Raw genomic sequence first — 25924 nt, 5'->3', positions numbered from 1 at the left:
GGAGTTACCGGTAATCCACGGGCCGGACGCACACCCGTCCCGTCCTGTACCTGTTCGATTCGACAAGGAAGTTGCACCATGAACAGTCGCTTCACCAAGCTCGGCGGCATCGCCGCCATCGCCCTGGCCACCTCGCTCGTGGCCGGTTGCGCACCCGCATCCGGCGGCGGGGAGGGATCGGACTCCGACGGTCCGATCGTGCTCCGTTACTGGTCGTGGGCGCCCAACGTCGCCGCCATCGTCGACGTGTGGAACGAGGCCAACCCCGACGTGCAGGTCGAGGTCAACACCTCCACCGGCGCCGGGGACATCGTCGCCAAGCTCTCCGCGGCGAAGGAGGCCGGCACGCTGCCCGACGTCTCGAACACCACCTACGAGAACCTCCCGAACCTGGTCGTGAACGGCGTCGCCGACGACATCACCGACGCGTTCGGCGACTACGAGGACCAGGTCGCGACCGCCGCGTGGGACCTCACGACCTTCGACGGCGTCAACTACGCGGTGCCCCAGGGCACGAGCCCGATGTTCCTCTTCTACCGGGCCGACATCTTCGAGGAGCTCGGCATCGACGCGCCCACAACCTGGGACGAGTACGCCGAGGCGGCCCGCACGATCCACGAGGCCGACGAGACGAAGTACCTCGCCACCTTCCCGGCGAACGACGCGCAGCTGTTCGCGGCGCTCAGCCAGCAGGCCGGCGCCGAGTGGTGGGCGCTCGACGGCGACTCGTGGTCGGTCGACATCGACGGCGACGCCTCGAACCGGGTGGCCGAGTACTGGCAGGGCCTCGTCGACGAGGGCACCGTCGCCACGTTCAAGACCTGGACGCCCGAGTGGCAGGCGGCGCTGGCCGACGGCACACTCGCGAGCTGGATCAGCGCGGTCTGGGCGCCGCCGCTCATCCTGCAGAACGCGCCCGACACCGTGGGCCAGTGGGGCGCCGTGCGGCTGCCGCAGTGGAGCGAGGGCGACGCCGTCTCCGGCGTGCTCGGCGGCTCGGGCACGATCGTCACGACCGGCACGAAGCACCCCGAGGAGGCGCGCGAGTTCGCCATCTGGCTGAACAACTCGGAGGAGGCGCTGCAGGCGTACATCGAGAACGCGAGCATCTGGCCGGCGAACCTCTCCGGGCGCGAGCTGCCCGCACTGCGTGAGACCACGCCCGCCGCCCTGCGCGAGACCGACCCGACCTTCTACGACCTCGCCGCGCAGATCGACGACGAGACCGTGACGGTCACCTGGGGGCCCGACGTGGCGCTCGCCTACAGCGCGTTCAACGATGCGTTCAGCTCGGCGATCACCGGCGGCGGCAGCTTCCCCGACGCCCTCACCACGGTGCAGGACGCGGTCGTCGACGACATGACCTCGCTCGGGTTCACGGTCGAATGACCTCGCCGCACCAGTCCGTGCACGGGTCCGGGCGCCTCGCGTCCGGCCCCGTGCCCGGGGCGGGGGCGACGGATGCCTCCGGCGACGCGCCCGCACCGCCGCGTGCGGCGCGCGCCGGCGTGGCATCCGCCCGCCCGTCCGGTCCTGCCGCGACGTCCGACCCGGCGACGCCCGCCGGCCACGTGGCATCCGCCCGCCCCGCACCGCCCGTGCGCCGCCGCCCGCTGCGTCCTCGCGTCGCGCCGTGGCTGTTCGTCGGTCCCGCCGTCGTGCTCGCCGCGGGCCTCCTGCTCGCGCCGCTCGTCTACACGCTCGTCCTGAGCTTCCGGGGCCGCCAGGTCGCCGGCGGCGGACTCGGCCTCGCGACCGAGGTGTGGGTCGGCCTCGACAACTACGTGCGTTCGCTGACCGACCCGGCGCTCTACGCGTCGTTCGGCCGCATGCTCGTCTACGCGCTGATCGCGGTGCCGGTGACCATGGGGCTCGCGCTGCTGTTCGCCCTGCTGCTCGACCACCTCGCGACCAGGTTCCGCCGCTTCTCGCGGGTGTCGATCTTCGTGCCGTACGCGGTGCCGGGCGTGATCGCCGCCCTCATGTGGGGCTTCATGTACCTGCCTGGGGTCAGCCCGATCCGCGACGCGTTCTCGGCGGTCGGCCTGCCCGAGCCCGACCTCATGGGCCCGGTCTCGGTCTTCTTCGCCGTGGCGAACGTGACCATCTGGGGGTCGGTCGGCTTCAACATGGTGATCCTCTACACGTCGCTCCGCGGCCTCCCGCAGGAGCTCTACGAGTCGGCGCGGCTCGACGGGTGCAGCGAGCTGCAGCTCGCGCTCCGCATCAAGGTGCCGCTCATCGTGCCGGGGGTCATCCTCACCGGCCTCTTCACGATCATCGGAGCGCTCCAGGTGTTCAGCGAACCCAACATGATGATGACCCTCACCAACTCGATCACGTCGGACTGGGTGCCGATGATGCTCGTCTACCGCGACGCGTTCGTCACGAACGACCTCTACGGCGGCGCCGCCACGGCCATGATCATCACGGTCGTGACGCTCGTCGCGAGCCTCGGCCTGCTGAAGGTGCTGCAGCGGCGCGCGTTCGGGGGCGAGTCGTGAGCGCCCCGGCGATCGCGGGGCACCGCAGCCGCGCGACGGGCGGGGGCGGCGCCCCCGCCCGCGGCGTACGCCGCGGCGGCATCCTGCCCACCGTCGTGCTGCTGGTCGGCGCGGCCTACGCGCTCGTGCCGGTCTACTGGCTGGTCGCCGCCTCCACCAAGGGTGCGGGCGAGCTGTTCACGACCTCGACGTTGGTGCCGAGCTTCACGGGCGGGTTCGTCGAGAACCTGACCGCGCTGTTCGCGTTCAACGACGGGGCCTTCCTCGTCTGGAGCGGCAACAGCGTGCTGTACTCGGTCGGCGGCGCGGTCGCCGCGACGGTCGTGTCGGCCGCGGCCGGCTACGGCCTGGCGAAGTACGACTTCCCTGGCAAGCAGTTCGTCTTCACGTTCCTGCTGATCGGCGTGCTCATCCCGGGCGTGATCCTCGCCATTCCGCAGTATCTGCTGCTGGCGAAGATCGGCATCGCGGGCACGTACTGGTCGGTGCTGCTGCCGTGCATGATCAGCCCGTTCTCGATCTACCTGGCGCGCATCTACGCGGCGGCGGTCGTGCCCGACGAGCTGCTCGAGGCGGGCCGGCTCGACGGGGCGAGCGAGTGGCGGCTGTTCCGCTCGGTCGCGATCGTGCCGATGGTGCCGGGGCTCATCACGATCTTCCTGCTGCAGTTCGTGGCGATCTGGAACAACTTCCTGCTGCCGTTCATCATGCTGAGCCGCGAGGAGACCTTCCCGCTCACCGTCGGCTTCTACTCGATGATGAACCAGGGCACCGACCAGCTGAACGTGTACAACCTCGTGATCATCGGATGCCTCATCGCGATCATCCCGCTGATCCTGCTGTTCCTCTTCCTGCAGCGGTACTGGCGCCTCGACCTCGTGAGCGGGGCGGTGAAGGGGTGAGCGAGCGGATGCTGCCGGGCGGCGCCTGGCCCGTCATGCTGACGCCGTTCCACGACGACCGGTCGATCGACTGGGACGGCGTGGACGCCTACGTCGACTGGCTCATCGAACTCGGCGCGTCGGGGCTGTTCGCCGTCGCGCTGTCGAGCGAGATGTACGACCTGAGCGACGGGGAGCAGCTGGCGCTCGCGCGCCGGGTCGTCGACCGCGCCGCGGGGCGCGTGCCAGTGGTCGCGTCGGCGGTGACGTCGGGTGCAGCCGAGCGCCAGGCCGACCGGGTGGCCGAGGTGGCGGCGACGGGTGTCGACGCGGTCGTGCTGATCTCGTCGCTGGTCGTGCCGCCCGAGGCATCAGCCGCGCAGTGGATCGTCGCCGCGACGACCGTGCTCGACCGCAATCCGGGGGTCGACGTGGGCGTCTACGAGTGCCCGTTGCCGTCCAAGCGCCTGCTCGACCTCGACACGGTCGGCTGGCTTGCGTCGAGCGGTCGCTGCACCTTCTACAAGGACACCAGCCACGACCTGTCGGTGATGGGCGCGCGCATCGAGGCGTCGGCGGGGTCGCGGCTGCGGCTGTACAACGCCGCGATCGCGTCGCTCGTGCCGTCGCTGCGGCTCGGCGCCGCCGGTCTCTCGGGGTACGCGGCGAACGTCTACCCCGAGCTCGTCGCCTGGCTGTGCCGGCACGCGGAGGAGGATGCCGCCGATGTGACCGCCGTGCAGCGACTGCTGACCGTCGCCGAGCACGCTGTCAACCTGCGCTACCCTTCGTCGGCGAAGGTGCTGCTCGCCGAGTCGTCGCGGCTCTCGTTCCGCCCGCACAGCCGCTGGAAGCCGGAGCGCATCGGCGACCACGAGCGCGAGCCGCTGCGGCAGCTCGCCGACTACCTGGCCGCGCTCGACCTTGAGCGCGTGGCCGTGCACCCCGCCCGCTGACGGGCGCCACGATTGGAGAACCTTCGCGTGCAGTCCCCTCCCGCCGGCGTCTGGCCGGTCATGCTCACCCCCTTCACCGACGACGACCGGGTCGACGTCGACGTGCTCGACCGGTACGTCGACTGGCTCATCGAGCGCGGCGCCGCCGGGCTGTTCCCGGTCGCGCTGTCGGGGGAGATGTACGAGCTGTCGCGCGCCGAGCGCCTCGCGGTCGCCGGGCGGGTGGTCGCGCGCGCGGCCGGGCGGGTGCCGGTGTGCGCTGCCGTCGCCGAGCCGGGGTCGACGGCCGAGACCGCGGCGCGCGTGGCGGAGCTCGCGGCCGTCGGCGTCGACATCGTGGTGCTGGTCGCGTCGGTCGTGCTCGCCGAGGGCGACGACGAGGCTGCGCTGCGCGCGATCGCCACCGAGGTGGCGCGGGCGCAGCCCGGCGTGGCGCTCGGCATCTACGAGTGCCCGCTGCCGTACCACCGGGTGCTCGGCGACGACACCGTCGCGTGGCTCGCGCGCACCGGGCGCTTCGCGTTCTTCAAGGAGACGAGCCACGACGTCGAGCGCATGCGCGCCCGGGTCGCGGGCGCCGACGGCAGCCCGATGCGCATCTACAACGCGGGCATCGAGTCGTTCGCCGAGTCGGTCGCAGTGGGCGTGGGCGGCCTGTCGGGGTGGGTGGCGAACGTGTACCCGGATGCCGCGGGCGAGGTGTTCGACGCGGCGCGGCGCGGCGACGCCGACCGTGCGGCGGCGCTCCAGGCGGCCCTCGTCGAGGTGGAGGAGCGCATGGGGCCGACCTATCCGGGCTCGGCAAAGCACTTGGTCGAGCTGCGCGCCGGCATCGGCATGCGCACGGCGTCGCGCTGGCGGCCATCGGAGGTCGATGCGGCCGAGCTCGCGCGGGTGCGCGACGCGGCCGAGGCCGCCGTGTCGGCGGTGGCGGCCCGATGAGGTTCGCGCAGCTGGGGCGCAGCCGGCTCGAGGTGTCACGGCTCTGCCTCGGCACGATGAACTTCGGCGCGCACGCCGACACGGCGGCCGCGCTTGCGGTGCTCGACGCCGCGCTCGACGCGGGCATCTCCTACGTCGACACGGCGAACCGATACGGGCCGCCCGACCGGCCGCACGCGTCGGAGGAGATCATCGGCGAGTGGCTCGCTGCCGATCCGTCGCGCCGCGATCGCATCGTGCTCGCGACCAAGGTCTTCGAGCGCACGCACCCGGGGCCGAACGGCGGCGGCCTCTCGGCGCGGCACATCCGCGAGGCGTGCGAGGCGTCGCTCCGGCGCCTGCGCACCGACCACCTCGACGTCTACCAGATGCACCACATCGACCGCGCCGCGCCGTGGCCCGAGGTGTGGGAGGCGTTCGACCTGCTGCGGGCCCAGGGCAAGATCACCTACGTCGGGTCGTCGAACTTCGCCGGCTGGCACCTCGCCGTGGCGCAGGGGTCGGCCGCTGCCCGCGGGGCGCTCGGCATCGTCTCGGAGCAGTCGGTGTACAACCTCGCCCAGCGCACGGTCGAGCTCGAGGTGCTGCCGGCCGCGCGCGAGCTCGGCATCGGCGTGGTGCCGTGGAGCCCGCTCGCCGGGGGACTGTTGGCCGACGCGGATGCCTCGGACGGCGGCCGCCGGCGCAGTGCGGAGTTCGCACGGCGGGCCGAGGTGCACCGGTCGCAGCTCGACGCGACGCGGGCGCTCGCCGGGGAGCTCGGGTTGTCGGTGGCTGTGCTCGCGCTGGCGTGGCTGCTCGCGCAGCCGGGGGTGACATCGACCATCGTGGGGCCGCGCAACCGAGCGCAGCTCGAGGCGCTCGCGGGGGCCGCCGATGTCGACCTCGAGACCGCGGTGCTCGACCGGCTCGACGAGATCTGGCCGGGGCCGGGACCGGCGCCGGAGGCCTACGCCTGGTAGTCGTGCGGCCACCGCGGCGACGGCGGGACGTTCGCCCCTTGCCGGGGTGGTGAACACGCGTTTACCATCGTGCACATGCGTTCACCGACCGCGCCGGAGCACGAGGGGACATCGACGCGGGCCCGCATCCGGGCCGCCGCGATCGAGCGGTTCGCGCGCGAGGGCTTCAGCGTCGGGGTGCGCGCCATCGCGGACGACGCGGGCGTCAGCGCGGCATCCGTCATGAAGGTCTTCGGGTCGAAGGAGGCCCTGCGGGCGGCGTGCGACGGGTACGTGTTCCGCACCGTGCGCGAGGCCAAGCAGGAGGTGCTCGCCGAGCCGGGGGCGCCGGGCGCGTTCCTCGCGCAGCTCGCACGCGTCGAGGAGTACCGGCCGCTCGTGGGGTACGTGCTGCGCAGCATCCAGGACGGGGGACCGCACGCCGCCGAGTTCGTCGAGCACATGATCGCCGACGCGCTCGAGTACATCGCCGAGGGCGTCGCCGCGGGCACGATCGTGCCGAGCCGCGACGAGGAGGCACGGGCGCGGTACCTCATGGGCGCCGTGTTCGGCGCGCTCATGCTCGAGCAGCTGCGGCCCGGGGCATCCGCCCATCGCTCCGCCGACCCGAGCGACACGATGCTCCGCGCGATCGAGCGCATCACGCTGCCCGCGCTCGAGCTCATGTCGGAGGGGTTCCTCACCGACCGGTCGATGCTCGACGCGTACCTCGAGTACGTGCCCGACCCGCCCGCCGACGGCGGCGACGCCGTCTGACACCCGCACCCCCACCCCCTCTCGACTGCGATCGAAGGCGATTCCATGACCACGACCTCCGGCACCATTTCCACCACCCCCGGGCACGCCGCCGGCGCCCCGGCGATCGAGATCTCCGGCCTCACCAAGCGCTTCGGCGCGACCACCGCCCTCGACGGGCTCGACCTCGAGGTCCGGCGCGGCGAGGTGCTCGGCCTCCTCGGGCCCAACGGCGCGGGCAAGTCCACGACCATCCGCATCCTGCTCGGGCTGCTGCGCGCCGACGGCGGCACCGCGCGCCTGCTCGGCGGCGACCCCTGGCGCGACGCGGTCGCGCTGCACCGCCGGCTCGCGTACGTACCCGGCGACGTCGAGCTCTGGCCGAACCTCACCGGCGGCGAGGCGATCGACGTGCTCGGGCGCCTGCGCGGCGGCATCCACCGCAGCCGGCGCGACGAGCTCTGCGAGCGTTTCGACCTCGACCCCGGCAAGAAGGGGCGCACGTACTCGAAGGGCAACCGGCAGAAGGTCGCGCTCGTCGCGGCACTGGCGTCGGACGTCGAGTTGCTGCTGCTCGACGAGCCGACCGCCGGGCTCGATCCGCTCATGGAGGCCGAGTTCCAGGCGTGCATCCGCGAGGCCACGGCCGTGGGGCGCACCGTGCTGCTGTCGAGCCACATCCTCGCGCAGGTCGAGGTGCTCGCCGACCGCATCTCGATCATCCGCCAGGGGCGCAACGTCGAGACCGGATCGCTCGCGGAGCTGCGCCACCTCACCCGCACGTCGGTGTCGCTCGCGACGACCGGCGACACCGCGGGCCTCGCGGCGCTGCCGGGCGTGCACCACTTCCGCGTCGACGACGGGTTCGTCCGCTTCGACGTCGACGGCGAGGCGATGCCCGCGCTCATGCGACGCCTCGGTGCCCTCGAGGTCACGGGCCTCACCGCGACGCCGCCGACGCTCGAGCAGCTGCTGCTCCGGCACTACGGCGACGTGCCGGAGGGTGCGGCGGGGGCGGATGCCGCCGAAGCGACGGGTGCGCTCGAGGCGACGGATGCCCCCGAGCAGGCGCCCGCCGCCACCGACGCGGAGACCTCGCGATGAGCACCGTCACCGCTGCCGCGCGGCGCGCGCCGGAGGCATCCGCTCCGCTCGGCCCGCCCCGCCCGCTCGCGGGCACCGGCGCGCTGGTGCGGTTCATGCTGCGGCGCGACCGCATCCGCTTCCTCGGCTGGACGCTCGGCATGACGGTCATGCTCGTCTACTTCTCGGGCGTGCTGCGGGTCGTGTTCCCGAACCCCGAGGACCTGCAGACGATCATCGGGTTCACCGCGAGCCCGGTCGGCGCGCTGCTCGGCGGGCCCGGGTTCGGGTACGACGAGCTCACACTCGACCGGTTCCTCGTGAGCCAGTACGGGCTCTACCTCATCACCGGCGCCGGGCTCATGGGCATCTTCACCGTCATGCGGCACACCCGCCGCGAGGAGCAGGAGGGGCGCGCCGAGCTCGTGCGCGCGAGCGCGGTCGGACGGGTCGCCCAGCTGGCCGCCGCGCTGCTGGTCGCCGTGCTGATGAGCGTGGTCGTCGCGGTGCTCTACGGTGCGGTGCTCACGGCGCAGGGCACCGACGTCGCGGGCGCGTTCACGTTCGGGGCCTCCGTCGGTGCCGCCGGCATCGCCTTCGCCGGCCTCGCGGCGACCACCGCGCAGCTCACGGCCTTCTCGCGCGCCGGATCGGGCATCGCCGGCGCGGTGCTCGGCGGCGCGTTCCTCGTGCGCGGGCTCGGCGACATGTCGCACGCGCAGGGCGGCGACCTCGGCTGGCTGTCGTGGCTGTCGCCGATCGGCTGGTCGCAGCAGACCGCACCGTACGTGTACGACCGCTGGTGGCCGCTCGCGCTGTCGCTGGCGTTCGCGGTCGTGTTCGCGTGGCTCGGCTTCCGGCTCGCCGGGCGCCGCGACCTCGGGTCGGGGCTGGTGGCCGCGCGGCGCGGCAGCCCGGTCGCGGCGGCGTGGCTCGCGAGCCCGTTCGCCCTGGCGTTCCGGCTGCAGCGGGCGAGCATCATCGGCTGGACGCTCGCGCTGTTCGCCTCCGCGATCGCGTACGGCAGCTTCTCGCAGCCGCTCGTCGAGGGCTTCGTCGACGCACCGCCGGAGCTGCTGGCGATCATGGGCGCGGAGGACGACATCCTGTCGGGCTACCTCGGCCTGATGGGCCTCATGATGGCGTTCTTCGCGACGATCTTCGCGATCCTGTCGGTGCAGTCGCTGCGCGGCGAGGAGCTCGACGGGCGCGGCGAGGGCGTGCTCACCGCGGCGGTCGGGCGCGGGTCGTGGATGACCTCGTGGCTCGTCGTCGCGGCGCTCGCCGTGGCGTGGCTGCAGTTCGCCTCGGGCGTCGGGCAGGCCATCGGCGCGTCGACGTCGACCGGCGACTGGACGATCTTCTGGGACGTCGTGCTCGGCCACGTCGCCCACTCGCCGGCCGTGTGGGTCGTGCTGGCGGTCGCGGCGCTGCTCTACGGCCTGGTGCCGCGAGCGCTCGGTGCCGTGTGGGCGCTGTTCGGCTACGGCTTCCTCGTCGGGTTCTTCGGCCCGCTGTTCGACCTGCCCGAGTTCGCGCTGTGGATCTCGCCGTTCGAGCACATCGGCGAGTACCCGGGCGAGGAACTGTCGGGCGCGGCGATGCTCGTGCTCACCGCGGTCGCCGTCGTGATCGCGGGAGTCGGGGTCCTGGGGTTCCGCCGCCGCGACCTGATCACCGACTGACGTGGTCGTGTGGGGCGAGCGGATGCCCCGGGGCATCCGCTCGCCCGCTCACCCCGGTCGTGCCTAGGCGCCGACCAGCTCGCCGTGGGGCTCGGGTGCGAGCGCCTCGGCGGCGTCGACGTCGGTGCGCGGACGGCGCACGATCGCGCCGTCGTCGCCGACGGCCAGGTCGGCGGGCATCTGGTCGAGGTGGTCGGTGCTCATGCGTGCTCGTTCCTGTCGGTGGTGGTGGTGGTGGTGCGGCGTGCGGTGCGGTGGTGCGCCTTCCCGCGCGGCGGCGGGTTCGGGCGCGCCGGCCGCTTCCCTGCATCCGTCGGAGCCGGTGCGTGCGCAGGGGAACGGCGCGCGCGCCGGCCGCGACCGTGCAGGGCCGAGCCCCACCCCGCGCGGGGGGTCGCGGGGTGGGACGCGGCGATGCAGGGGCACGGCGCTCGAAGGGTCGGGGCGGGGTTTCCCGCCTCGCGTCAGGGGTCCGCGAGGCGGGGCACGGCGTATGCAGGTGGTGCAGGGGGATTCAGAGGGGAGGCGCACCGGTGGCCGGGCGCGACGGGTCTCGTTGGGGGGAGTTGAGACCGGTCGCCTCGACGGCACACCGGCGCGCGACCGGCGTCGGCGCGGCATCCGAGCGCCGCGCCGCCTGGCAAGGGGATTGCAGGCGGGGCGCTATGCCGCGTCGACCCGATCTCGGAAGTGCCGCAGCTGCGCACCCAACGCGTCGACGTGCGACGCGATGCGGGTGCGGATGGCCATGGTCTCTTCCTTCTCTGATCAGGCAGTGGAACTGGGGGAGAGTTCCCGACTGCCTGTGGTCTGACCTTAGCGCGAGATCCTGAGAGCGGGCTGGGGGATCGCCGGAGTTCGGCCCGGAGACCCCTCGGTCGTAGCGTTGAACCGTGAGCACGCCCGCGCCCCCGCACGCCGCCCCGGCGCGGCTCGGCGCGCGCGGCACCCTCGTGATGGCGGGGCTCGTGCTCGCGACGCTCGGCGCGGTGCTGCCGCAGGCGATGAGCGCGCCGACCCTCGCGCTCACCGCGGACGGGTTCGACACCACCGTCGCGGAGGCGAGCTGGGTGCTGACCGCGGTGCTCGTCGTCGCGGTCGCGAGCACCCCGGTGATCGGCCGCATCGGCGACCTCTACGGGCCGCGCCGCGTGCTGCTCGTGCTCATCCCGGTCGTCGGCGTCGGGCTCGCGATGGCCGCCCTCGCCCCGACGATCGGCTGGCTGATCGCCGGGCGGGCCGTCCAGGGCCTCGGCGGCGGCATCTTCCCGCTGGCGTTCGCGATCGTGCCGCACGTGGTGCCCGGGCGCCACCGCCCCGCCGCGATCGGGCTGGTCACCGCGACCTGGGCGACGGGTACCGGCTTCGGGGTGGCGGTCGCCGGGCTCCTCGTCGACGCCGTCGGCCTGCCGGCCCTGTCGTGGGTTCCCCTCGCGATCCTCGGCGTCGCGTGGCTGTGCGTGCTCGCAGCGCTCCCGCGCATCCCGAACCGCTCCGGCGTGCACCTGGGCGTGCGCTCCGCCCTGCTGTTCTCGGGGGCGCTGACCGCCCTGCTGATCGCGGTCACCGAGGCGCCGTCGTGGCCCCTGCCGGCGCTCGCGATCGGCGGATGCCTCCTGCTCGGCGCCGCCCTGGTCGCCCTGTGGCTCCGGCGCGAGCACCGCAGCCCCGACCCGCTGGTCGATCCGCGCACGCTCCGCCGACGCGCGGTGTGGGCGACGCACCTCACTGCGGCACTCCTCGGCGCGACGCTGCTCGGCTGCTTCGTGCTGCTGCCCGCCTACGCGGAGGCGCCCGCAGAGACCGGCCACGGGCTCGAGGAGTCCGTGACGGCCGCGGCGCTCCTGCTGCTGCCCGCGTCGCTCGCGATGCTCGTCGTCGGCCCGCTCGCGGGCGTGCTGCGGCGGCGCGTCGGCACGGGCACCCCGGTGCCGCTCGGGGCGCTCGTGGCCGCCGCCGGGGGCCTCGTCATCTTCGCGGCGACGCGGGACTTCGCGGCGCTGCTCGTCGGCACCGTGCTCGTCGGTTCCGGCATCGCGGTGAGCTCCGCGGGCATGATCAACGTGCTCATCGACGCCGTGCACGACGACGAGGTCGGCGTCACCACCGGCGTCAACGTCGTGGCCCGCCAGGTCGGCGGTGCGCTCGGCGCGGCCGGCGTCGCCGCGCTCCTCGCCGTGCGCGGCTTCCCGCCCGACGCCGCCTCCTTCGGCACCGCGTTCGGGTTGATCGCCGTGCTCGCCGGCGCGGGCGCCGCGGCGTCGCTGCTCATCCCGCGCCGCCGCGCGCCGCTCGCGCGCCGCCGCACCCGCTGACACCGCGCCGCCCGCACCGCAGGAGCACGCCCGAATGCATGCAGACGTGCGCGCACCGCACCGAAGGCATGCACGAGCGCGGCGTGTGGCCCGCCGCGGCATGCGTTCGGGAGGGCGCGGCGGGCGTGGACGCAGGGGCCGGGCTGCCATCGCGCGGCGGTCGCCCCGAGGCATCCGCTCGCCCGAGGCATCCGCCCGCCTAGTGCTTGCGTGCGGCCTCGCGCTGCTCGAGCTCGCCGGCGTAGTCGGGCACCGAGTTCGACCACTGCCGCGGCGGGCGCTCGTAGCCCTCCGACGGCGGGCGCTCGGGAATCTCGATCGTGCGCTGCGGCACCGGCTCCCACGGCACCTTCGACAGGATGTGCGCCATCACGTTGATGCGCGAGCGCCGCTTGTCGTCGCTCTCGATCTCGTACCAGGGCGCCTCGGCGATGTCGGTGTGCACGAACATGCGGTCCTTGGCGCGCGAGTAGTCCTCCCACTTCGTGATCGACGCGAGGTCGGTGACGCTGAGCTTCCACCGCCGCATCGGGTCGTCGAGGCGCGAGCGGAAGCGCTCCTCCTGCACGACGTCGGAGACGCTGAACCAGTACTTCAGCAGGATGATGCCGTCGTCCACGAGCATCCGCTCGAAGATCGGCGCCTGCTGCAGGAACCGCTGGTACTCCTCGTTCGTGCAGTAGCCCATGACGCGCTCGACCCCGGCGCGGTTGTACCAGGAGCGGTCCATCAGCACGATCTCGCCGCCGGCCGGCAGGTGCGGCACGTACCGCTGGAAGTACCAGCGCGTCTTGTCGCGTTCGCTCGGCGCGGGCAGCGCGACGATGCGCGCCTGCCGGGGGTTCAGGTACTCCGAGACGCGCTTGATCGCCGAGCCCTTGCCCGCGGCATCGCGCCCCTCGAAGATCACGACGACGCGCGTGCCCGACTGCTGCACCCACTTCTGCATCTCGACGAGCTTCGCCTGCAGCGACTTCAGCTCGCGCTTGTACAGCGACTTCGGCATCCGATCGGCCATGTGGACCTCCTCGTGCCCGAAAGCCTAGGGGCGGATGCCTCGGCGGCGCAGCCCCTCGTCGGCTGCGTCGTCCCGGTCGGGACGTCGGTGCGCGAGCGCGGCGGCGATGTGCCGCAGCGTCGCGGCCTCGGCGGCCGCGCGCACCTCGGGCAGCCCGGGGTACTCGGCGTGCCCGGCGGGCAGCACCGCGAGCTCGAGGTCGGCGCCGGATGCGGCGATGCCGGCCGCGACCGCGAACTGGCCGGGCGGCGGCACCACCGTGTCCCAGAGCGCCGCCTCGACGCGCACGGGCACGCGCGCGAACAGCGCCGCCGTCGAGGCGTCGAACGTTCGCAGCACCTCGCGCGCCTCGGGGTGGTCGGCGACCCAGCGGCGCAGCGCCTCGCCGCTGCCCTCGCAGCGCAGCCCGAGGCGCACGGCGTGCTGGCCGAAGCTCGGCACGATCAGCGTGGCGCCCATGAGCCGGTCGTCCCACGGCAGCGCGAGCGCGCCGATGCCGCCGCCGAAGCTCTCGCCGACGAGGTAGTGCGGCAGCGGGCCGACCACCTCGTCGAGCACGTTCGCCGCGCTCCACAGGTCGGACGCGCAGCGCCCGAGCACGTACGTCTCGTCCGTCTCGATGCCGTGCACGACGTGCGCGTCGCGCTCCGCGGGCGCGCCGATGCCGACGTTCACCGCGCCGAGCCCGCGCGCCACGGGGAAGACCGCCGCGGCGTCCTCGGGTACGCGACCGAACTCGGGCGCCTCGCGCCCGCCGTACCCGTGGCTGTGCACGATGCCGACCCGCGCGGGCCCGGAGGACGGCACCGCGAGCCAGCCGTGGATGCGCAGCCCGTCCGCCGTGCCGAACGCCAGCGCCGACACGTCGTGCGCCCCGATGCGCCCGATCGGCTCGAGCTCCGGATCGGCGGGCGTGCGTCGAGCGGCCAGGTTCCACGCCCGCCAGCGCTCGGCGAACCCGTCGGGCGGGTCGATCGGAGCGACGGCGCGCAGCGCGGCCTCGTCGCATCCGTAGCTGCCGTCGATCTCCGCATCGGGGAACCACGGATGCCGCATCGAGCCGATCACGCGTCGCATCCCCTCGTCGTGGTCCTGTCCTGCACCCGTGCGCCGATCGCGTCGCGCGCACGTCCGTCGCCGCCTCGGGACGGCGCCCGCGGGGGCGCCCCGTGCCGTGGCAGACTGGCCCGAGGGTCGGAAGGAGAGCCGGTGCTCGTCGCGGAACGCAGGTCGCGGATCGTCGCCGCCGTGCGCCGTCGGGGTGCCGCCACCATCGCCGACCTGGCGGCCGAGCTCGACGTCAGTGCCATGACGATCCGTCGCGACCTCGACGTGCTCGCCGCCGACGGGGCGATCGAGAAGGTGCGCGGCGGAGCGACCGCCCACGGCGTCGGTGCCGATGCGTCGCGCGGCTTCGAGGACCGCACCCACCGCATGCTCGCCGAGAAGCGTGCCATCGCCGCGCGCGCGGCCGAGCTGGTCGAGCCCGGCATGGCCGTCGGGCTGTCCGGCGGCACGACGACCTGGGTGCTCGCGCAGGAGCTGCGACGCGTCCCCGACCTGACGATCGTGACGAACTCGCTGCCCGTGGCCGACCTCTTCCGCCGCCCCGACCGCGCCGACGAGCCGTACACGCAGACGGTCGTGCTGACCGGCGGCGTGCGCACGCCGTCGGATGCGTTGGTCGGTCCGGTCGCAGTGCGCTCGCTCGAGCACCTGCACTGCGACGTCGTGTTCCTGACGGTGTACGGCGTCGACCTGCAGGCCGGACTCACCACCACCAACCTGCTCGAGGCCGAGACCGACCGTGCGCTGGCCGCGGCGGGTCGTGAGGCGGTCGTGCTCGCCGACCACGCCAAGTGGGGGGTCGTCGGCCTGACGACGATCATGGACCTCAACGAGATCGACCGCCTGGTGACCGATGACGGCCTGCCCGACGAGGCACGCGGCGTCATCGCCGAGCAGGTCGGCGAGCTCTGGGTCGTGCCGGTCCCGACGAGTGGGGCGGATGCGGCGACGGACGTGCGCGCCGTGACGGACGAGCTGATCGGCTGACGCCCCGCCGGCGTGCGCCGGCCGGATGCGGCGGGCCCCACCGCTCAGCGCGTCCGCTCGCGGCGGGCCGAGCTCGCCCGCTCGACGATCGTCGCGGGCACGACGACGTGCCGCACCGGGAGGTCGGCGCCGGGCGGGCTGGAGACCTGCCGCTCGAGCTCGTCGAGTGCCGCCTCGGCGATCGCCTCCTTGTCGGGTGCGACCGACGAGAGCGCCGGCACCGCGAACGCCGCGGCGCGCACGTCGTCGATGCCGATCACGGCGACGTCGGCCGGCACGTCGAGCCGGGCCTCGTGCAGGGCGGCGAGCACGCCGAACGCCACGGAGTCGTTGGAGCAGACCACGCCGTCGGGGCGGATGCCCGTGGCGAGCAGTCCGCGCATGGCGCGCCGGCCCTCGGCCGACGTGAACGAGACGACCTGAGCGACGAGGTCGGCGTCCGCTGCGAGCCCGCGGGCGGCGACGGCGTCGCGGTAGCCCGCGAAGCGCTGGTCGGCGGCGTCCGACGGGCTGGCATCGCGCGGGCCGACGAACGCGACCCGCGTGCATCCGGCCTTGGCGAGGTGCTCGGTCGCGGCGCGCGCCGCCGCGCGGTTGTCGATCGTGATGTGCGTGAACGGGCTCACCTGGATGTGCTCGCCCAGCAGCACGAGCGGCCCGGGCGAGGTGCGTCGGGTGAGGTCGCCGACGGTGAGTGCGCGAGGGATGTGGATGAGCCCGTCGGTGGCCGGCAGCCCGACGCCGTTGGCGATGTCGACCTCGCGCTCGTGCGACCCCTCGGTCTGCTGGATGAGGATCGACAGCCCGCGGGCGTCGGCGCGGCGCACGATCAGCGCCGTGAGCTCGGCGAAGTACGGCTCCTCCAGGTTGGGCACGGCGAGGGCGACGATCCCCGTGCGCTCGCGACGCGGCATCGGCGCGCTGCGGCGCGGCGCGGCGGCGGCGTCGGTCACGTTGGTGCTCCTCGCTGCGGTGCGGTCTGAGCGGCGGCGTTCCGCCCCGGTGATCACCGTAGTGCGATTCCGGGTCACGATTGCACCCGGAACGCGATGATGCGCGCCTCGCGGGCGCCGTTCGTCGCCGTCACGACGACCCGCGCGGCGCGGATCGCACCGAGGTCGGCGGGCAGCGCGTGGATGCGGTGGCGCCACCGGTTGTCGCGCTCGTCGGCGATCGTGCGCCAGGTGGCATCCGGCCCCCCATCGATGCCGGCGGGCAGCACCTCGACGCGGTAGTCGCGCACCAGCTGGGGCAGCACCTCGTCGGGGCTGCGGTGGTGGTGCAGCGTGTTCAGCTCGAGGTCGACGTCGTCGTCGAAGACGAGCCGCACCTCGCGGGCGGCGACCGGTGCGTCCCAGTCGAGGCGCAGCCACTCGGGGCGGCCCGGCGCGACGTGCTCCGACGCCCAGAGGTTCGGCCCGCCGTAGGGGCGGTTCGGCCCGCTGGTCGCGCGCTCGGCGGCGAGCGCGTCGCCGACGTCGGCGCGGAAGACGATCGAGCGGCCGCGCAGTGGCTTGGTCGGCCATTGCACGAGCAGCTCGTCCCGGCTGATCTGCACGTTCTGATCGTCGTTGTCGACGCGGTGCACGAGCGCGAGCACGCCCGGCGGGAGTGGGGCGGTCGTGTGCACGACGACGTCGGGATTCGCGCGCAGCACGACGATCGCGTTCGCCGGCGCCTCCGGCGCGAACGGCGTCGCCGCGGTCACCCAGCGGGCCCCGCCGGCGGCGAGCGCGACCGTGGTCGCATGCTCGAGGTGCGCGGGCACGACGTTCTGCGGCTTCCCCGTCGAGTACACCTCCACCTCGAGCGTCGTGTCGCGTTCGGCGGCGACGAGCAGGCCCACGGTGTCGAGCCCGCCGTGCACCGGCAGCACGATGGCGAGGTCGTCGACGAGCGGATGCGGCATCCGCTCGTCTCCCTCGGCGGCACCCGGCGTGAGCTCGACCGTCGTGCTCGACGCGCTCACCCGGGCGAGCCGTGCCAGGTCGAGCGGGTCGGCGTTGGCGACCCCGAGCACGGGGGCGTCCCAGCGCAGCAGGGTCTGTCGCAGGTCCTCGCGGTGGTCGGCGTACAGCTGCCGAGGGGTCACGCCGTGCTCGACGCAGAGCACGGCGGCAGTGCCGGCGGCTTCGCCCATGGCCGCACAGGTGGCCATGACGCGCGCCGCGCCGAAGGCGATGTGCGTGGCCGAGACGTCGCGCCCTGCCATGAGCAGGTTCTCGACGTTCGCGGAGTAGAGCGAGCGGAACGGAATCTCGAAGACCCCGTCGGAGAAGCGCTGGAGCGCACCGGCACCCTCGGCGTACATGCCCTGGGCCGGATGCAGGTCGATCGACCAGCCGCCGAAGGCGACCCCGTCGTCGAACGACGTCTGCTCGATGACGTCGCCCTGGTGCAGGGTGTAGTCGCCGATGAAGCGCCGGTACTCGCGCTTGCCGGGCAGGTTGCCGATCCACTCGAGGGTGAGGGTCTCGGCGTCGAAGTCCCCGGAGTTCTTGATGTAGTCCCAGACGCCGAGGATGACCGAGCGCAGCTCGTCGCGGATCTGCTCGTTGTCGTCGACGATGTCGAGCTCGCCGCCCCACTCGATCCACCAGTAGTGCGCGCCGCTGTCGCCGCTGCGGATGACGCGGGAGGTCGGGATGGGCGTGCGGGTGATGTCCTTCGCCGTCTCGGGCGCGACGTACTTCACGGGTCGGCCGAGGTCGCGCGTATAGAAGAGGAGCGTCGACCCGAGGAACTCGCGCGCGGCCTGCGGCGGTGCCCACTCCTCGCCGAACTCGTCGCGCCCCTCCTTGCCGAGCCGGTACCGGGCGCCGGCGAGGTGGCCGACGATGCCGTCGCCCGTGCAGTCGAGGAAGACCGGCGCGCGGAACGTCGTGCGGATCTCGGCACCCATGGTCCAGCCGGTGACCGACTCGATGCGACGCGCGTCGTCCGGGCCGCTCGCGTCGACCTCCGACACGTCGGTGTTGAGGAACAGCTGCAGGTTCGGCTCGCGGCGCACGGTGTCGAGCACCACGTCGTCCCAGTAGACCGGGTTGCCCTCGGGGTTGCGGTACTGGTTCTCGACGTAGAGCTCGCCGATGATGCCGGTCTCGCGCGCCCAGCGCTGGTTGCCGTGCGCGGTCGCCCCGCAGACCCACACCCGCACCTCCGACGAGGAGTTGCCGCCGAGCACCGGGCGGTTGTTGACCAGCACGACGCGGCGACCCTGGCGCGCCGCGGCGACGGCCGCGGCGACGCCCGCGAGGCCGCCTCCGACCACGACGATGTCGGCTTCGACGGTCTGAGTGCGCATGCGGTGCGGGGTCCTTCCGGGGCGGTGCGGGTGATGGTGGTGGGGCTCGGCGGGGGAGGAGGGGGAGCCGGTGCGCCCTCCCCCGCCGTTGTGGAGGGCGCACCGGCCGTCGGTCATCCGCCGCTGCGGATCGCTTCGATCTCGTAGACGCGTGCCACGTCGGTGGACGAGGCGGATGGGTCGGTGATGTGCAGGCGCACCTGGTCGGCGACGAGCCCGTCGGCGGCTGCGAGCACGGTGCCGTCGACGTTGTCGTCGAAGCGGCCGATCTCGATCCACCCGTCGGCGGTGTGCACCTCGACGGTGAAGTCGCGGAGCACGGACTGGGAGGGGATGCCGCCGCTGTAGCCGCTGCGGACACGGACGACCTCGAGCGGGGTCGGCTCGTGCCAGTCCGCGGTGATGCTCGGCGTGAGGTCGTCGAGCGCCGAGATCCAGCGGCTCGCATCGGCGCAGACCCCGTCGACCGCGAGCGTCGCGGCCGTGTTCTCGCGCAGCTCCGAGGACGCCGTCACATCGGCGCCGAGGGCGACGTTCTCCCCGATCACGTCGCCGCCGATGTCGGCCACGGCGTCGGCCAGCGAGGCATCCGTCGCCGCAGGCCCCGCACGCGGAACGAGCACGTGGCTCAGGGTGCCGCTGCCCGGCCCGGCCGCGGGCGCGCTGACGTAGAGCACGTCGTTGCCGTCCTCGTCGACCGCCGCGCGCAGCCGCTGCTGGCCGGTGACGTCCTCGCCCACGAGGTTCGCGGTCCACGCGTCGCTGCCCGCGAACTGCTCGAGCACGATCACCTGGCTACGCAGCACACCGCAGTCGGGCACGCCGAGCACGCCGTAGACGCGGGTCTTGGCGCCGAAGGAGGTGATGTCGATCGCGGCGATCGTGGTCACGCCGACGCCCAGCGACGAGGCGTCGACGAGCATCGTGCGCACCCAGCCGGTGCCGTCCCAGCTCGCGTGCCAGATGTCGTACGCACCCTCGCCCGCGGGGACGAAGCGGTAGGCGATGCCCTCCAGCGCGTTGTTGCGGATCGCGAGCTTCGCGCTCTGCAGGGCCGGTGCGTAGGTCGTGAGTTCCTCGCCCTCGGTGAACGGCTGCCAGATCACGGCGCCCGCGGTGTCGGGCGTGATCGGCCCCGCCAGCGTGGCGCCTGCGACGTCCTGGAACGAGCCGTCGGCAGGGTCGTACACGACGTACGAGCCGAGGTGGCGCGACGGGTCCGCCGGGAACGGGCCCCACTCCCAGAGCAGGTGCACGCGTCCGCGCTCGTCGACCTCGACGTCGTCGGGGTAGAACGACGTGCCGCGCGCGGCGCCGACGACGGTCTCGCGCTCCCAGAGCCCGACCGCGGGGTCGAGGTGGTACAGCACGCCCTCGCGGCGCGCCTGGCTCTCTGCCCCCGAGCGCACGAGCACCCAGGCGTCGCCCTCCGGACCGCGCGCGGTGACCGGGTAGGTGATCGTGCCGTCGAGGTCGGGCATGTCCGCGGTCGCGTCGACGAGCGAGGTGACGTCGCCCGGCACCGTCGAGCGGAAGTAGTTCCACTGCTCGTGGTGCATCGACACGAACGCGTGGATCGTGCCCGTGCCGTCGACGACGACGGACGGCTGGTTGTGGCCGTTGTCGTCGAGGAACGTGGCACAGGAGCCCGACGCCAGCCGGAGGCATCCGTCGACCCAGCTGCCCTCCGCGTCGCGCGCGGCGAGGTGCACCTCGTGGTTCCACGAGCTCGGCCCGGGGGCGTCATAGGCGAAGTAGGTCACGCCCTCGAACACGTCGACCGGCGACCACCAGGCGGCCTGGTTGGACGTGTCGACGGCGTAGGGGAGGGTCTCGACCTGGGCGGGGGGCGGCGCCGCGGCCGCCGCCGGGGCGAGCCCGACGGCGACGGCGGCGACCCCCGCGGCCGCGAGTGCGGCCGTGATGCCGCGCATGCGGCGGGTACGTGTGGAGCGATGCATGGTTCCTCCTCGAATCCGATGCGTGGTGGCGGGAGTCATGGAACGGCCGGTCTGCGTCCGGGTCAGTCGATGAGCTTCTGCGCCGCCTCGCCGGCCGCCTGCATGGCGTCCTTCGGGCTCTGCTGGCCGACGAGCACCGCCTGCACGCGCTCGGCGATCTCGGTCTCGATCTGCGCGTACTGCGCGTAGGCCCAGAACGGGTTGCTGGTCGCCGTCGCGGTGATGCGCTCGCCGAACGCCGTGCCGAACTCGTCGGAGGTGACCTCGGGCGACTCCAGCGCCGCCTGGAGCGCCGGCGGCAGGCCGCGACGCTCGTAGTCGGCGAGGACCGTGTCGAGGTCGGAGGTGACCCACTGGCCGAAGTCGGCCGCGGTGGGGGCCGTGTCGCCGTCGACCACGACGATCGCGCCGCCCCAGACGAGGGCGCGAGGCGTGTCGCCGGCCTTCACGACGGGCCGCGACTGCGGGTCGAGCTTCGAGCCGAGGTCGGGGTCGGGCGACTCGTTCGTGACCGCGCCGCGGCCGACGGGAGCGTCGTCGTAGATCGCCGCGCGGCCCTGCGCGAACAGCGAGCGGGCGTCGAAGCGGTCGACGTCGGGGGCGATGAGGCCCTGGTCGTAGAGCGACTTGTACCAGGTGACGGCCTCGACGCTCGCGTCGTCGCCGATGGTGACGGTGCCACCGTCGACGAGCGGGCTGCCGAACGTCTGCATCCAGATCAGGGCGTCCTTGAGCTGGGCTGCCTTGGTCGACGCGGCGTACGGGATGAGCCCGTCGCCGAGGGCCTTCAGGTCCTTCAGCGCCGCCTCGAACCCGTCGATCGTGGTCGGGAACTCGTCGATGCCGGCCTTCGCCAGGATCTCGGCGTTCGTGACCAGGCCGATCGCGCCGATGGTCCACGGGAACCCGTACTGCACGCCGTCGAACTGCGCGGCGCTCAGCGCCGCGTCGGTGTAGCCGCGGCCGTCGGTCAGCGCCGAGACGTCCTGCAGCGTGCCGAGGCCCGAGAGCGCGCCGAGCCACGCCACGTCGACGTGCGCGGCACCGACGAACTGGCCGCCGCGCAGCTGCAGGGTGAGCTGGTTGAAGTACTCGTTGTACGGGAACGACACCTCGCCGATCGCGACGTCCTGGTTCGACGCGTACGCGTCGAGCAGCGCCTGGATGTTGGGGGCGGATGCCTCCTCCGTCAGCGACCAGCTGGCGAAGTCGAAGTCGGTCGGCGTGAAGCTGCCGCCGGCCGCGGCCGCGCCGGCAGCGGTACCGGTTCCGGTGGGAGCGCAGGCGGCGAGCGTCATGCTCGCGGCGCCGAGGCCGAACAGCTGCAGGGCGCGTCGGCGGTTGAACGGCGTGGCGAGCAATGGGGTGTCGGACATGGGTGTTCCTCCTCCTCGAGGGATGTGATGTGTCGGCGGGTACTGGGGGTCGCGGGCGTCAGCCCTTGACGGCGCCGGCGGTGAGTCCGCCGACGAGGTGGCGCTGGAGGGCGATGAAGGCGATCGCCACGGGCAGCGAGGTCACGAGCGACGCGGCCATCAACTCGGGCCAGGCGGTGGACGCCTCGCCGATGAAGGTGTTCACGAGGCCCGGTGGCAGGGTCTGCTTGTCGGGGCCGGCGAGCGTCAGCGCGAAGATGAAGTCGTTCCAGCCGCGCACGAAGGCGAACAGGCCGGCGGCGACGAGGCCGGGCGCCGACAGCGGCAGCACGATCGAGTGGATGATGCGCATGCGCGAGGCGCCGTCGACGCGCGCCGCCTCGATGAGCTCGTCGGGGATCGTGTCGAAGAATCCCTTCAGCATCCAGACGCAGAGCGGAAGCGTGAAGGTGGTGAACGAGAGCACGAGCGCGGCGTACGTGTTGAGCAGGCCGTACGCGGCGAACACGGTGTACAGCGTCACGAGCAGCAGCGCCTGCGGGAACATCTGCGAGGCGAGCACGAAGTACATCAGCGACCGGCGACCGCGGTACCGGAACTTCGAGAACGCGTAGCCCATGTAGGCCGAGACGATGACCGACAGGACCGCGGTGATGACCGAGACGATGATGCTGTTCTGCAGGTAGGTGAACAGCGCCGGGTTGTTCCAGAGCGAGACGTAGGCGTCGAACGAGATCTCGGCCGGGAACAGGCGCGGCGGGTACGCGAACACCTGGGTGCGCGGCGTGAGCGAGGTGGCGAGCAGCCAGTAGACGGGCAGCAACGCGAACCCGCCGCAGATCGCGACCGCGATCCACGCGGTGATCCGGACGCCGCGGCGTTCCGGACGCTGGGCGTCGGGCTGCTCGCGACGGCGTCGGCGCGGGGCGGGAGCGGTGACGGCGGCCACGGTGTCGTCTGCTGGCGGCGTCGCGGGGGCGGGTGCGGGGAGCTCGGTCGACACGGTCATCGCTCCTCTCCCTTCTCCGAGAATCGGACGTAGATGACGACGAGGCCCATCAGCAGCACCATCCAGAGCAGGCCGATCGCGCCGGCCTGGCCGAGGTCGAAGCCCTGGAATGCCGTCTCGTAGACCGCGGTGGCGAAGGTCTGCGTGGAGCCGGCCGGCCCACCGCCGGTGAGCACGTAGATGATGTCGAAGTGCTGGAAGTTCCAGATGAACTCGAGCAGCAGCACGAGGCCGATGATGCCCTTGAGATGCGGCACCGTGACCGAGAAGAAGCGGCGGACGGTGCCGGCCCCGTCCATCTCGGCGGCCTCGTGCAGTTCGCGCGGCACGGTCTGCAGGCCGGCGAGGAGCATCACCATCATCCACGGGAACGACTGCCAGGTCTTGGCGATGATGACCGCGGCCATCGCCGTCGTCGGGTGGGCGAGCCAGGCCTGCGGCTCGTCGATCAGGCCGATCGCCTGGAGGAGCGAGTTCATCACGCCGTAGTTCGCGTTGAAGATCCACATCCAGAGGAACGAGACGACCACGCCCGGCACGAGCCACGGGATGAGCATGAGGCCCCGCAGCACCTTGGCGCCGCGGATGCGGGTGTTGAGCGCCAGGGCGAGGGCGAAGCCGATCACGAAGGGGAAGATCGTCGTACCGATGGTGAACACCAGCGTCTGCCAGAGCAGCTGCATGAACTCGCCGGTGAGCACCTCGACGATGTTGTCGAACCCGACGAACTCGCGACCCGGCACCACGAGGCTCTGCTCGAAGAAGGCCGTCACCAGGGCGGTGATGAGCGGATAGACCACAACCGCGGCGAGGAGCGCCAGACCCGGGACGACGAGCAGGAACGCGAACGTCCCATCGCTCAGGTGCCGCTTTGTGTGAACTTCTGAGTCGTGGTGTGAAGTCGGTGTGATGAGTGACAAGTGTGAACTTCCTCGCCGTTGAGGGCGATCGGGCCGCTTTCTGGCCGTTTCGCGGGGAAACGTGCTGGATCAGCATGGCTGGCGCGTGGGGTGCGCGTCAACGTGGGCGTGTCACGAAACGGTAACGCTGCGTTCGTAACTGTGAGGTAATGCAAATTTATGGGAACTCAGGTGGGCGCTCACAGGAGACTCATCGAATTCGCCTGTCGGTCCGGCGCAGGTCACCGACCGGTCACGACGGCCCGTGAGCGTGTCTCCGACAGGTGCTTTCGACCGACTGGAGACACAGGATGCCTCGCACCACCCGTTCCACCGTCACCGTGGCCGCTGCCGCGGTGGCCCTGACCGCGGCGACGTTCGCCGCGACCGTTCCCGCCGCGACCGCGGCACCGGCGCCGGGCTCGACGCCCGCCGCCGTGACCGACCTGCTGACCGACCCGTTCCTGCAGGCCCCCACCGAGACCGGCGTGAGCGTCGTCTGGTTCACCGAGTTCGAGGGGTCGCAGCACGCCGTGCTGCTGGGAGACGGCGTCGCCGAGCTCGAGGGCACGGCGCTCGCGCAGGCCGTGCACAAGCGCAACCTCGCCGACGTGCGCTCGGTGCGCGCGACGACCACGCAGCTCAGCCGCACCGCGGAGGACTCGGGCTCGCGTATCCCCGACGAGGTGAAGCCGCTCCCCGAGGACGGCATCGTCGACCGCGCGATCTGGCGGCACGAGGCCGTGGTCACCGGCCTCGAGCCGGGCGACGAGGTGCCGTACCGCGTCGTGAGCCTGCACGGGCAGCAGCTCGCGGCATCCGACGCCTTCACCCTGCAGCCTGCGCCCACGGCCGGCGAGGGCACGAAGATCCTGCTGACCAGCGACCACCAGGCCATGGTGAACACCCCGGCGAACCTGCAGCTGGCCGCCGAGACGATCGGCGACATCGACGGCGTGTTCGTCGCGGGCGACCTGGTGAACATCCCCGACCGGGCGTCGGAGTGGTTCGACGACACCCGCGGCAGCGCGTTCTTCCCGGTGCTGCAGGGCACCGGCGGGCGCGTCTCGACCGGTGGGGTCGAGTACCGGGGTGGCGAGATCATCCAGAACGCGCCCCTGTTCACCGCGATCGGCAACCACGAGGTGCAGGGTCGCCGCGACGGGGCCACGAGCCTCAACGCGTCGTTCAACAACCCCGTGCCCCGGGCCGTCGCCGAGGCGGCGTACGCCGAAGTGGCCGACGAGGTCAACCCGACCGGCGACGCCGACCTGAAGGCCGCGTGGATCGAGGACAACTCGTTCTCGACCCGCACCTACGAGGAGATCTTCACCCTGCCCGAGAGCGCGTCCGGCGGCGAGACCTACTACGCCACCACCTTCGGCGACGTGCGGCTCGTCTCGCTCTACTCGACCCGCATCTGGCGCGGCACGACGGCGCAGGCCGACCCGGCCGCGCGCACCGCGAACTCGCGCTACCAGGAGGCATCCGCCAACCTCGACGACCTGTTCGCGCAGGGCTACGGCGAGCACATCTTCGAGGCGATCGACGCGTCGAGCGACCAGTACGCGTGGCTGGCCGACGAGCTCGCGGGCGACGCGTTCCAGGACGCGAAGTACCGGGTCGTGATCCTGCACGAGGGCCCGCAGGGGCTCGGTGACAACGTCATGCCGCAGTTCGCCGACCCGCAGCGCATCGAGGAGACGGATGCCTCGGGCGACGTCGTCGGGGTGCGCTACGAGTACCCGGCGACCGAGAACGAGTTGCTGTACGACCTGCAGCCGCTGCTCGAGGATGCCGGTGTCGACCTCGTGCAGAACGGGCACTCGCACCTCTGGAACCGCTTCGTCAGCGATAACGGCACGACCAACTGGATCGAGACCTCCAACACCGGCAACAGCTACGGCGCGTACCACCCGCTCTCGGGCCGGTCGCGTCCGGTGCCGCCGGCGCCGTGGAACCCCGCGAACTACTGGGCGCAGGGCAACCCCGGCGGGCTCGAGCCGATCGTGCCGGCGGTCGACCCGTACCTCGCCGCCGACGGCACCCCCCAGCCGTTCGTGCAGTCGAACGACCTGGCCGTCTTCACGGTGTTCGACACGGCGACCGGTGAGGTGACGAGCTACTCGGCGAACGTGACCGCGGGCGAGGCACCGAAGGTGATCGACGTGTTCACGATCGGGGGCTGAGCGGATTCCGCTGCCGGGCGCCGGCCCCGCGACGCGTGTCGCGGGGCCGG

General features: G+C 72.7%; 21 protein-coding genes. 12 read left to right on the top strand and 9 right to left on the bottom strand.

Translation table 11 applies throughout. The features are described 5' to 3' along the window. Nucleotides 1-78 precede the first annotated feature (78 nt). The 9 genes from ABZK10_RS03065 to ABZK10_RS03025 all read left to right on the top strand — a co-directional run bounded on the left by ABZK10_RS03065 (nucleotide 79) and on the right by ABZK10_RS03025 (nucleotide 9748). Nucleotides 79-1389 (top strand): ABC transporter substrate-binding protein, encoded by a 1311-nt coding sequence (locus ABZK10_RS03065; RefSeq protein WP_353807715.1) that lies wholly within the window; start codon nucleotides 79-81, stop codon nucleotides 1387-1389. Next, nucleotides 1386-2504 carry a carbohydrate ABC transporter permease gene (locus ABZK10_RS03060; RefSeq protein WP_353807714.1) on the top strand — a complete coding sequence of 373 codons (1119 nt, stop codon included), beginning with the start codon at nucleotides 1386-1388 and terminating at the stop codon, nucleotides 2502-2504. The genes ABZK10_RS03065 and ABZK10_RS03060 overlap by 4 nt, the downstream gene beginning before the upstream one ends. Further along, nucleotides 2501-3406, top strand: coding sequence for a carbohydrate ABC transporter permease (locus tag ABZK10_RS03055; protein WP_353807713.1), 906 nt, complete (start codon nucleotides 2501-2503; stop codon nucleotides 3404-3406). Before ABZK10_RS03060 ends, ABZK10_RS03055 begins: the two co-directional genes overlap by 4 nt. Continuing rightward, nucleotides 3403-4341 (top strand): dihydrodipicolinate synthase family protein, encoded by a 939-nt coding sequence (locus ABZK10_RS03050; RefSeq protein WP_353807712.1) that lies wholly within the window; start codon nucleotides 3403-3405, stop codon nucleotides 4339-4341. Before ABZK10_RS03055 ends, ABZK10_RS03050 begins: the two co-directional genes overlap by 4 nt. A gap of 27 nt (nucleotides 4342-4368) precedes the next feature. After that, on the top strand, nucleotides 4369-5283 hold the full coding sequence (locus ABZK10_RS03045; protein ID WP_353807711.1) for a dihydrodipicolinate synthase family protein: 915 nt from the start codon (nucleotides 4369-4371) through the stop codon (nucleotides 5281-5283). After that, complete coding sequence (locus tag ABZK10_RS03040; RefSeq protein WP_353807710.1) at nucleotides 5280-6245, top strand: aldo/keto reductase; 966 nt, start codon at nucleotides 5280-5282, stop codon at nucleotides 6243-6245. The genes ABZK10_RS03045 and ABZK10_RS03040 overlap by 4 nt, the downstream gene beginning before the upstream one ends. 75 nt (nucleotides 6246-6320) lie before the next feature. Then, nucleotides 6321-7001, top strand: a complete 681-nt coding sequence (locus ABZK10_RS03035; RefSeq protein ID WP_353807709.1) for a TetR/AcrR family transcriptional regulator — start codon at nucleotides 6321-6323, stop codon at nucleotides 6999-7001. A 45-nt stretch (nucleotides 7002-7046) separates the two neighbouring features. Next, nucleotides 7047-8084, top strand: a complete 1038-nt coding sequence (locus ABZK10_RS03030; protein ID WP_353807708.1) for an ABC transporter ATP-binding protein — start codon at nucleotides 7047-7049, stop codon at nucleotides 8082-8084. Then, nucleotides 8081-9748, top strand: coding sequence for an ABC transporter permease (locus tag ABZK10_RS03025; protein ID WP_353807707.1), 1668 nt, complete (start codon nucleotides 8081-8083; stop codon nucleotides 9746-9748). Before ABZK10_RS03030 ends, ABZK10_RS03025 begins: the two co-directional genes overlap by 4 nt. A 63-nt stretch (nucleotides 9749-9811) precedes the next feature. Here ABZK10_RS03025 and ABZK10_RS03020 read toward each other — a convergent pair whose 3' ends face one another. Next, a complete protein-coding gene (locus ABZK10_RS03020) occupies nucleotides 9812-9952 on the bottom strand; it encodes a hypothetical protein (RefSeq protein WP_353807706.1) in 141 nt (46 codons plus the stop codon). A 689-nt stretch (nucleotides 9953-10641) separates the two neighbouring features. Here ABZK10_RS03020 and ABZK10_RS03015 point away from each other — a divergent pair. Next, on the top strand, nucleotides 10642-12063 hold the full coding sequence (locus tag ABZK10_RS03015) for an MFS transporter (RefSeq protein WP_353807705.1): 1422 nt from the start codon (nucleotides 10642-10644) through the stop codon (nucleotides 12061-12063). A gap of 199 nt (nucleotides 12064-12262) precedes the next feature. Here ABZK10_RS03015 and ppk2 read toward each other — a convergent pair whose 3' ends face one another. Together ppk2 and ABZK10_RS03005 are read right to left on the bottom strand one after the other, a co-directional pair. Next, nucleotides 12263-13081, bottom strand: a complete 819-nt coding sequence (ppk2, locus tag ABZK10_RS03010; RefSeq protein WP_353807704.1) for a polyphosphate kinase 2 — start codon at nucleotides 13079-13081, stop codon at nucleotides 12263-12265. A 24-nt stretch (nucleotides 13082-13105) separates the two neighbouring features. Continuing rightward, nucleotides 13106-14149, bottom strand: a complete 1044-nt coding sequence (locus ABZK10_RS03005) for an acetylxylan esterase (RefSeq protein ID WP_353807703.1) — start codon at nucleotides 14147-14149, stop codon at nucleotides 13106-13108. Nucleotides 14150-14290: 141 nt separating this feature from the next. Here ABZK10_RS03005 and ABZK10_RS03000 point away from each other — a divergent pair, with 141 nt between their 5' ends. Continuing rightward, entirely contained in the window at nucleotides 14291-15136 is an 846-nt protein-coding gene (locus ABZK10_RS03000) for a DeoR/GlpR family DNA-binding transcription regulator (RefSeq protein WP_353807702.1), read from the top strand. 44 nt (nucleotides 15137-15180) lie between these two features. Here ABZK10_RS03000 and ABZK10_RS02995 read toward each other — a convergent pair whose 3' ends face one another. The 6 genes from ABZK10_RS02995 to ABZK10_RS02970 all read right to left on the bottom strand — a co-directional run bounded on the left by ABZK10_RS02995 (nucleotide 15181) and on the right by ABZK10_RS02970 (nucleotide 23706). Further along, nucleotides 15181-16089: a LacI family DNA-binding transcriptional regulator gene (locus ABZK10_RS02995; protein ID WP_353807701.1), complete on the bottom strand. Its 909-nt coding sequence runs from the start codon at nucleotides 16087-16089 to the stop codon at nucleotides 15181-15183. A 74-nt stretch (nucleotides 16090-16163) separates the two neighbouring features. Further along, nucleotides 16164-18440, bottom strand: a complete 2277-nt coding sequence (locus ABZK10_RS02990) for an FAD-dependent oxidoreductase (protein ID WP_353807700.1) — start codon at nucleotides 18438-18440, stop codon at nucleotides 16164-16166. A 113-nt stretch (nucleotides 18441-18553) separates the two neighbouring features. Then, on the bottom strand, nucleotides 18554-20401 hold the full coding sequence (locus ABZK10_RS02985) for a BNR-4 repeat-containing protein (protein WP_353807699.1): 1848 nt from the start codon (nucleotides 20399-20401) through the stop codon (nucleotides 18554-18556). Nucleotides 20402-20463: 62 nt separating this feature from the next. Then, nucleotides 20464-21777, bottom strand: coding sequence for an ABC transporter substrate-binding protein (locus tag ABZK10_RS02980; RefSeq protein WP_353807698.1), 1314 nt, complete (start codon nucleotides 21775-21777; stop codon nucleotides 20464-20466). A 58-nt stretch (nucleotides 21778-21835) separates the two neighbouring features. Next, a complete protein-coding gene (locus ABZK10_RS02975; RefSeq protein WP_353807696.1) occupies nucleotides 21836-22786 on the bottom strand; it encodes a carbohydrate ABC transporter permease in 951 nt (316 codons plus the stop codon). Next, on the bottom strand, nucleotides 22783-23706 hold the full coding sequence (locus tag ABZK10_RS02970; RefSeq protein WP_353807695.1) for a carbohydrate ABC transporter permease: 924 nt from the start codon (nucleotides 23704-23706) through the stop codon (nucleotides 22783-22785). The genes ABZK10_RS02975 and ABZK10_RS02970 overlap by 4 nt, the downstream gene beginning before the upstream one ends. 290 nt (nucleotides 23707-23996) lie before the next feature. On the opposite strand from ABZK10_RS02970, the gene ABZK10_RS02965 reads away from it, so the two are divergent. After that, nucleotides 23997-25874: a hypothetical protein gene (locus ABZK10_RS02965; protein ID WP_353807694.1), complete on the top strand. Its 1878-nt coding sequence runs from the start codon at nucleotides 23997-23999 to the stop codon at nucleotides 25872-25874. Nucleotides 25875-25924 lie beyond the last annotated feature (50 nt).

The sequence above is a fragment of the Agromyces sp. SYSU T00194 genome (genome assembly GCF_040496035.1).
GTDB classification, from domain to species: Bacteria; Actinomycetota; Actinomycetes; order Actinomycetales; family Microbacteriaceae; genus Agromyces; species Agromyces chitinivorans.
This window is presented reverse-complemented; position numbering and strand designations above follow the sequence as displayed.

Bases quoted from the DNA above. Each gene is read 5' to 3' on its own strand.
- ABZK10_RS03020 (WP_353807706.1), bottom strand. From the start codon at position 9,952: ATGAGCACCGACCACCTCGACCAGATGCCCGCCGACCTGGCCGTCGGC.
- ABZK10_RS03035 (WP_353807709.1), top strand. From the start codon at position 6,321: ATGCGTTCACCGACCGCGCCGGAGCACGAGGGGACATCGACGCGGGCC.
- ppk2 (WP_353807704.1), bottom strand. From the start codon at position 13,081: ATGGCCGATCGGATGCCGAAGTCGCTGTACAAGCGCGAGCTGAAGTCG.
- ABZK10_RS02975 (WP_353807696.1), bottom strand. From the start codon at position 22,786: ATGACCGTGTCGACCGAGCTCCCCGCACCCGCCCCCGCGACGCCGCCA.
- ABZK10_RS03060 (WP_353807714.1), top strand. From the start codon at position 1,386: ATGACCTCGCCGCACCAGTCCGTGCACGGGTCCGGGCGCCTCGCGTCC.
- ABZK10_RS03065 (WP_353807715.1), top strand. From the start codon at position 79: ATGAACAGTCGCTTCACCAAGCTCGGCGGCATCGCCGCCATCGCCCTG.
- ABZK10_RS03030 (WP_353807708.1), top strand. From the start codon at position 7,047: ATGACCACGACCTCCGGCACCATTTCCACCACCCCCGGGCACGCCGCC.
- ABZK10_RS02985 (WP_353807699.1), bottom strand. From the start codon at position 20,401: ATGCATCGCTCCACACGTACCCGCCGCATGCGCGGCATCACGGCCGCA.
- ABZK10_RS02965 (WP_353807694.1), top strand. From the start codon at position 23,997: ATGCCTCGCACCACCCGTTCCACCGTCACCGTGGCCGCTGCCGCGGTG.
- ABZK10_RS02990 (WP_353807700.1), bottom strand. From the start codon at position 18,440: ATGCGCACTCAGACCGTCGAAGCCGACATCGTCGTGGTCGGAGGCGGC.
- ABZK10_RS03040 (WP_353807710.1), top strand. From the start codon at position 5,280: ATGAGGTTCGCGCAGCTGGGGCGCAGCCGGCTCGAGGTGTCACGGCTC.
- ABZK10_RS03025 (WP_353807707.1), top strand. From the start codon at position 8,081: ATGAGCACCGTCACCGCTGCCGCGCGGCGCGCGCCGGAGGCATCCGCT.
- ABZK10_RS02980 (WP_353807698.1), bottom strand. From the start codon at position 21,777: ATGTCCGACACCCCATTGCTCGCCACGCCGTTCAACCGCCGACGCGCC.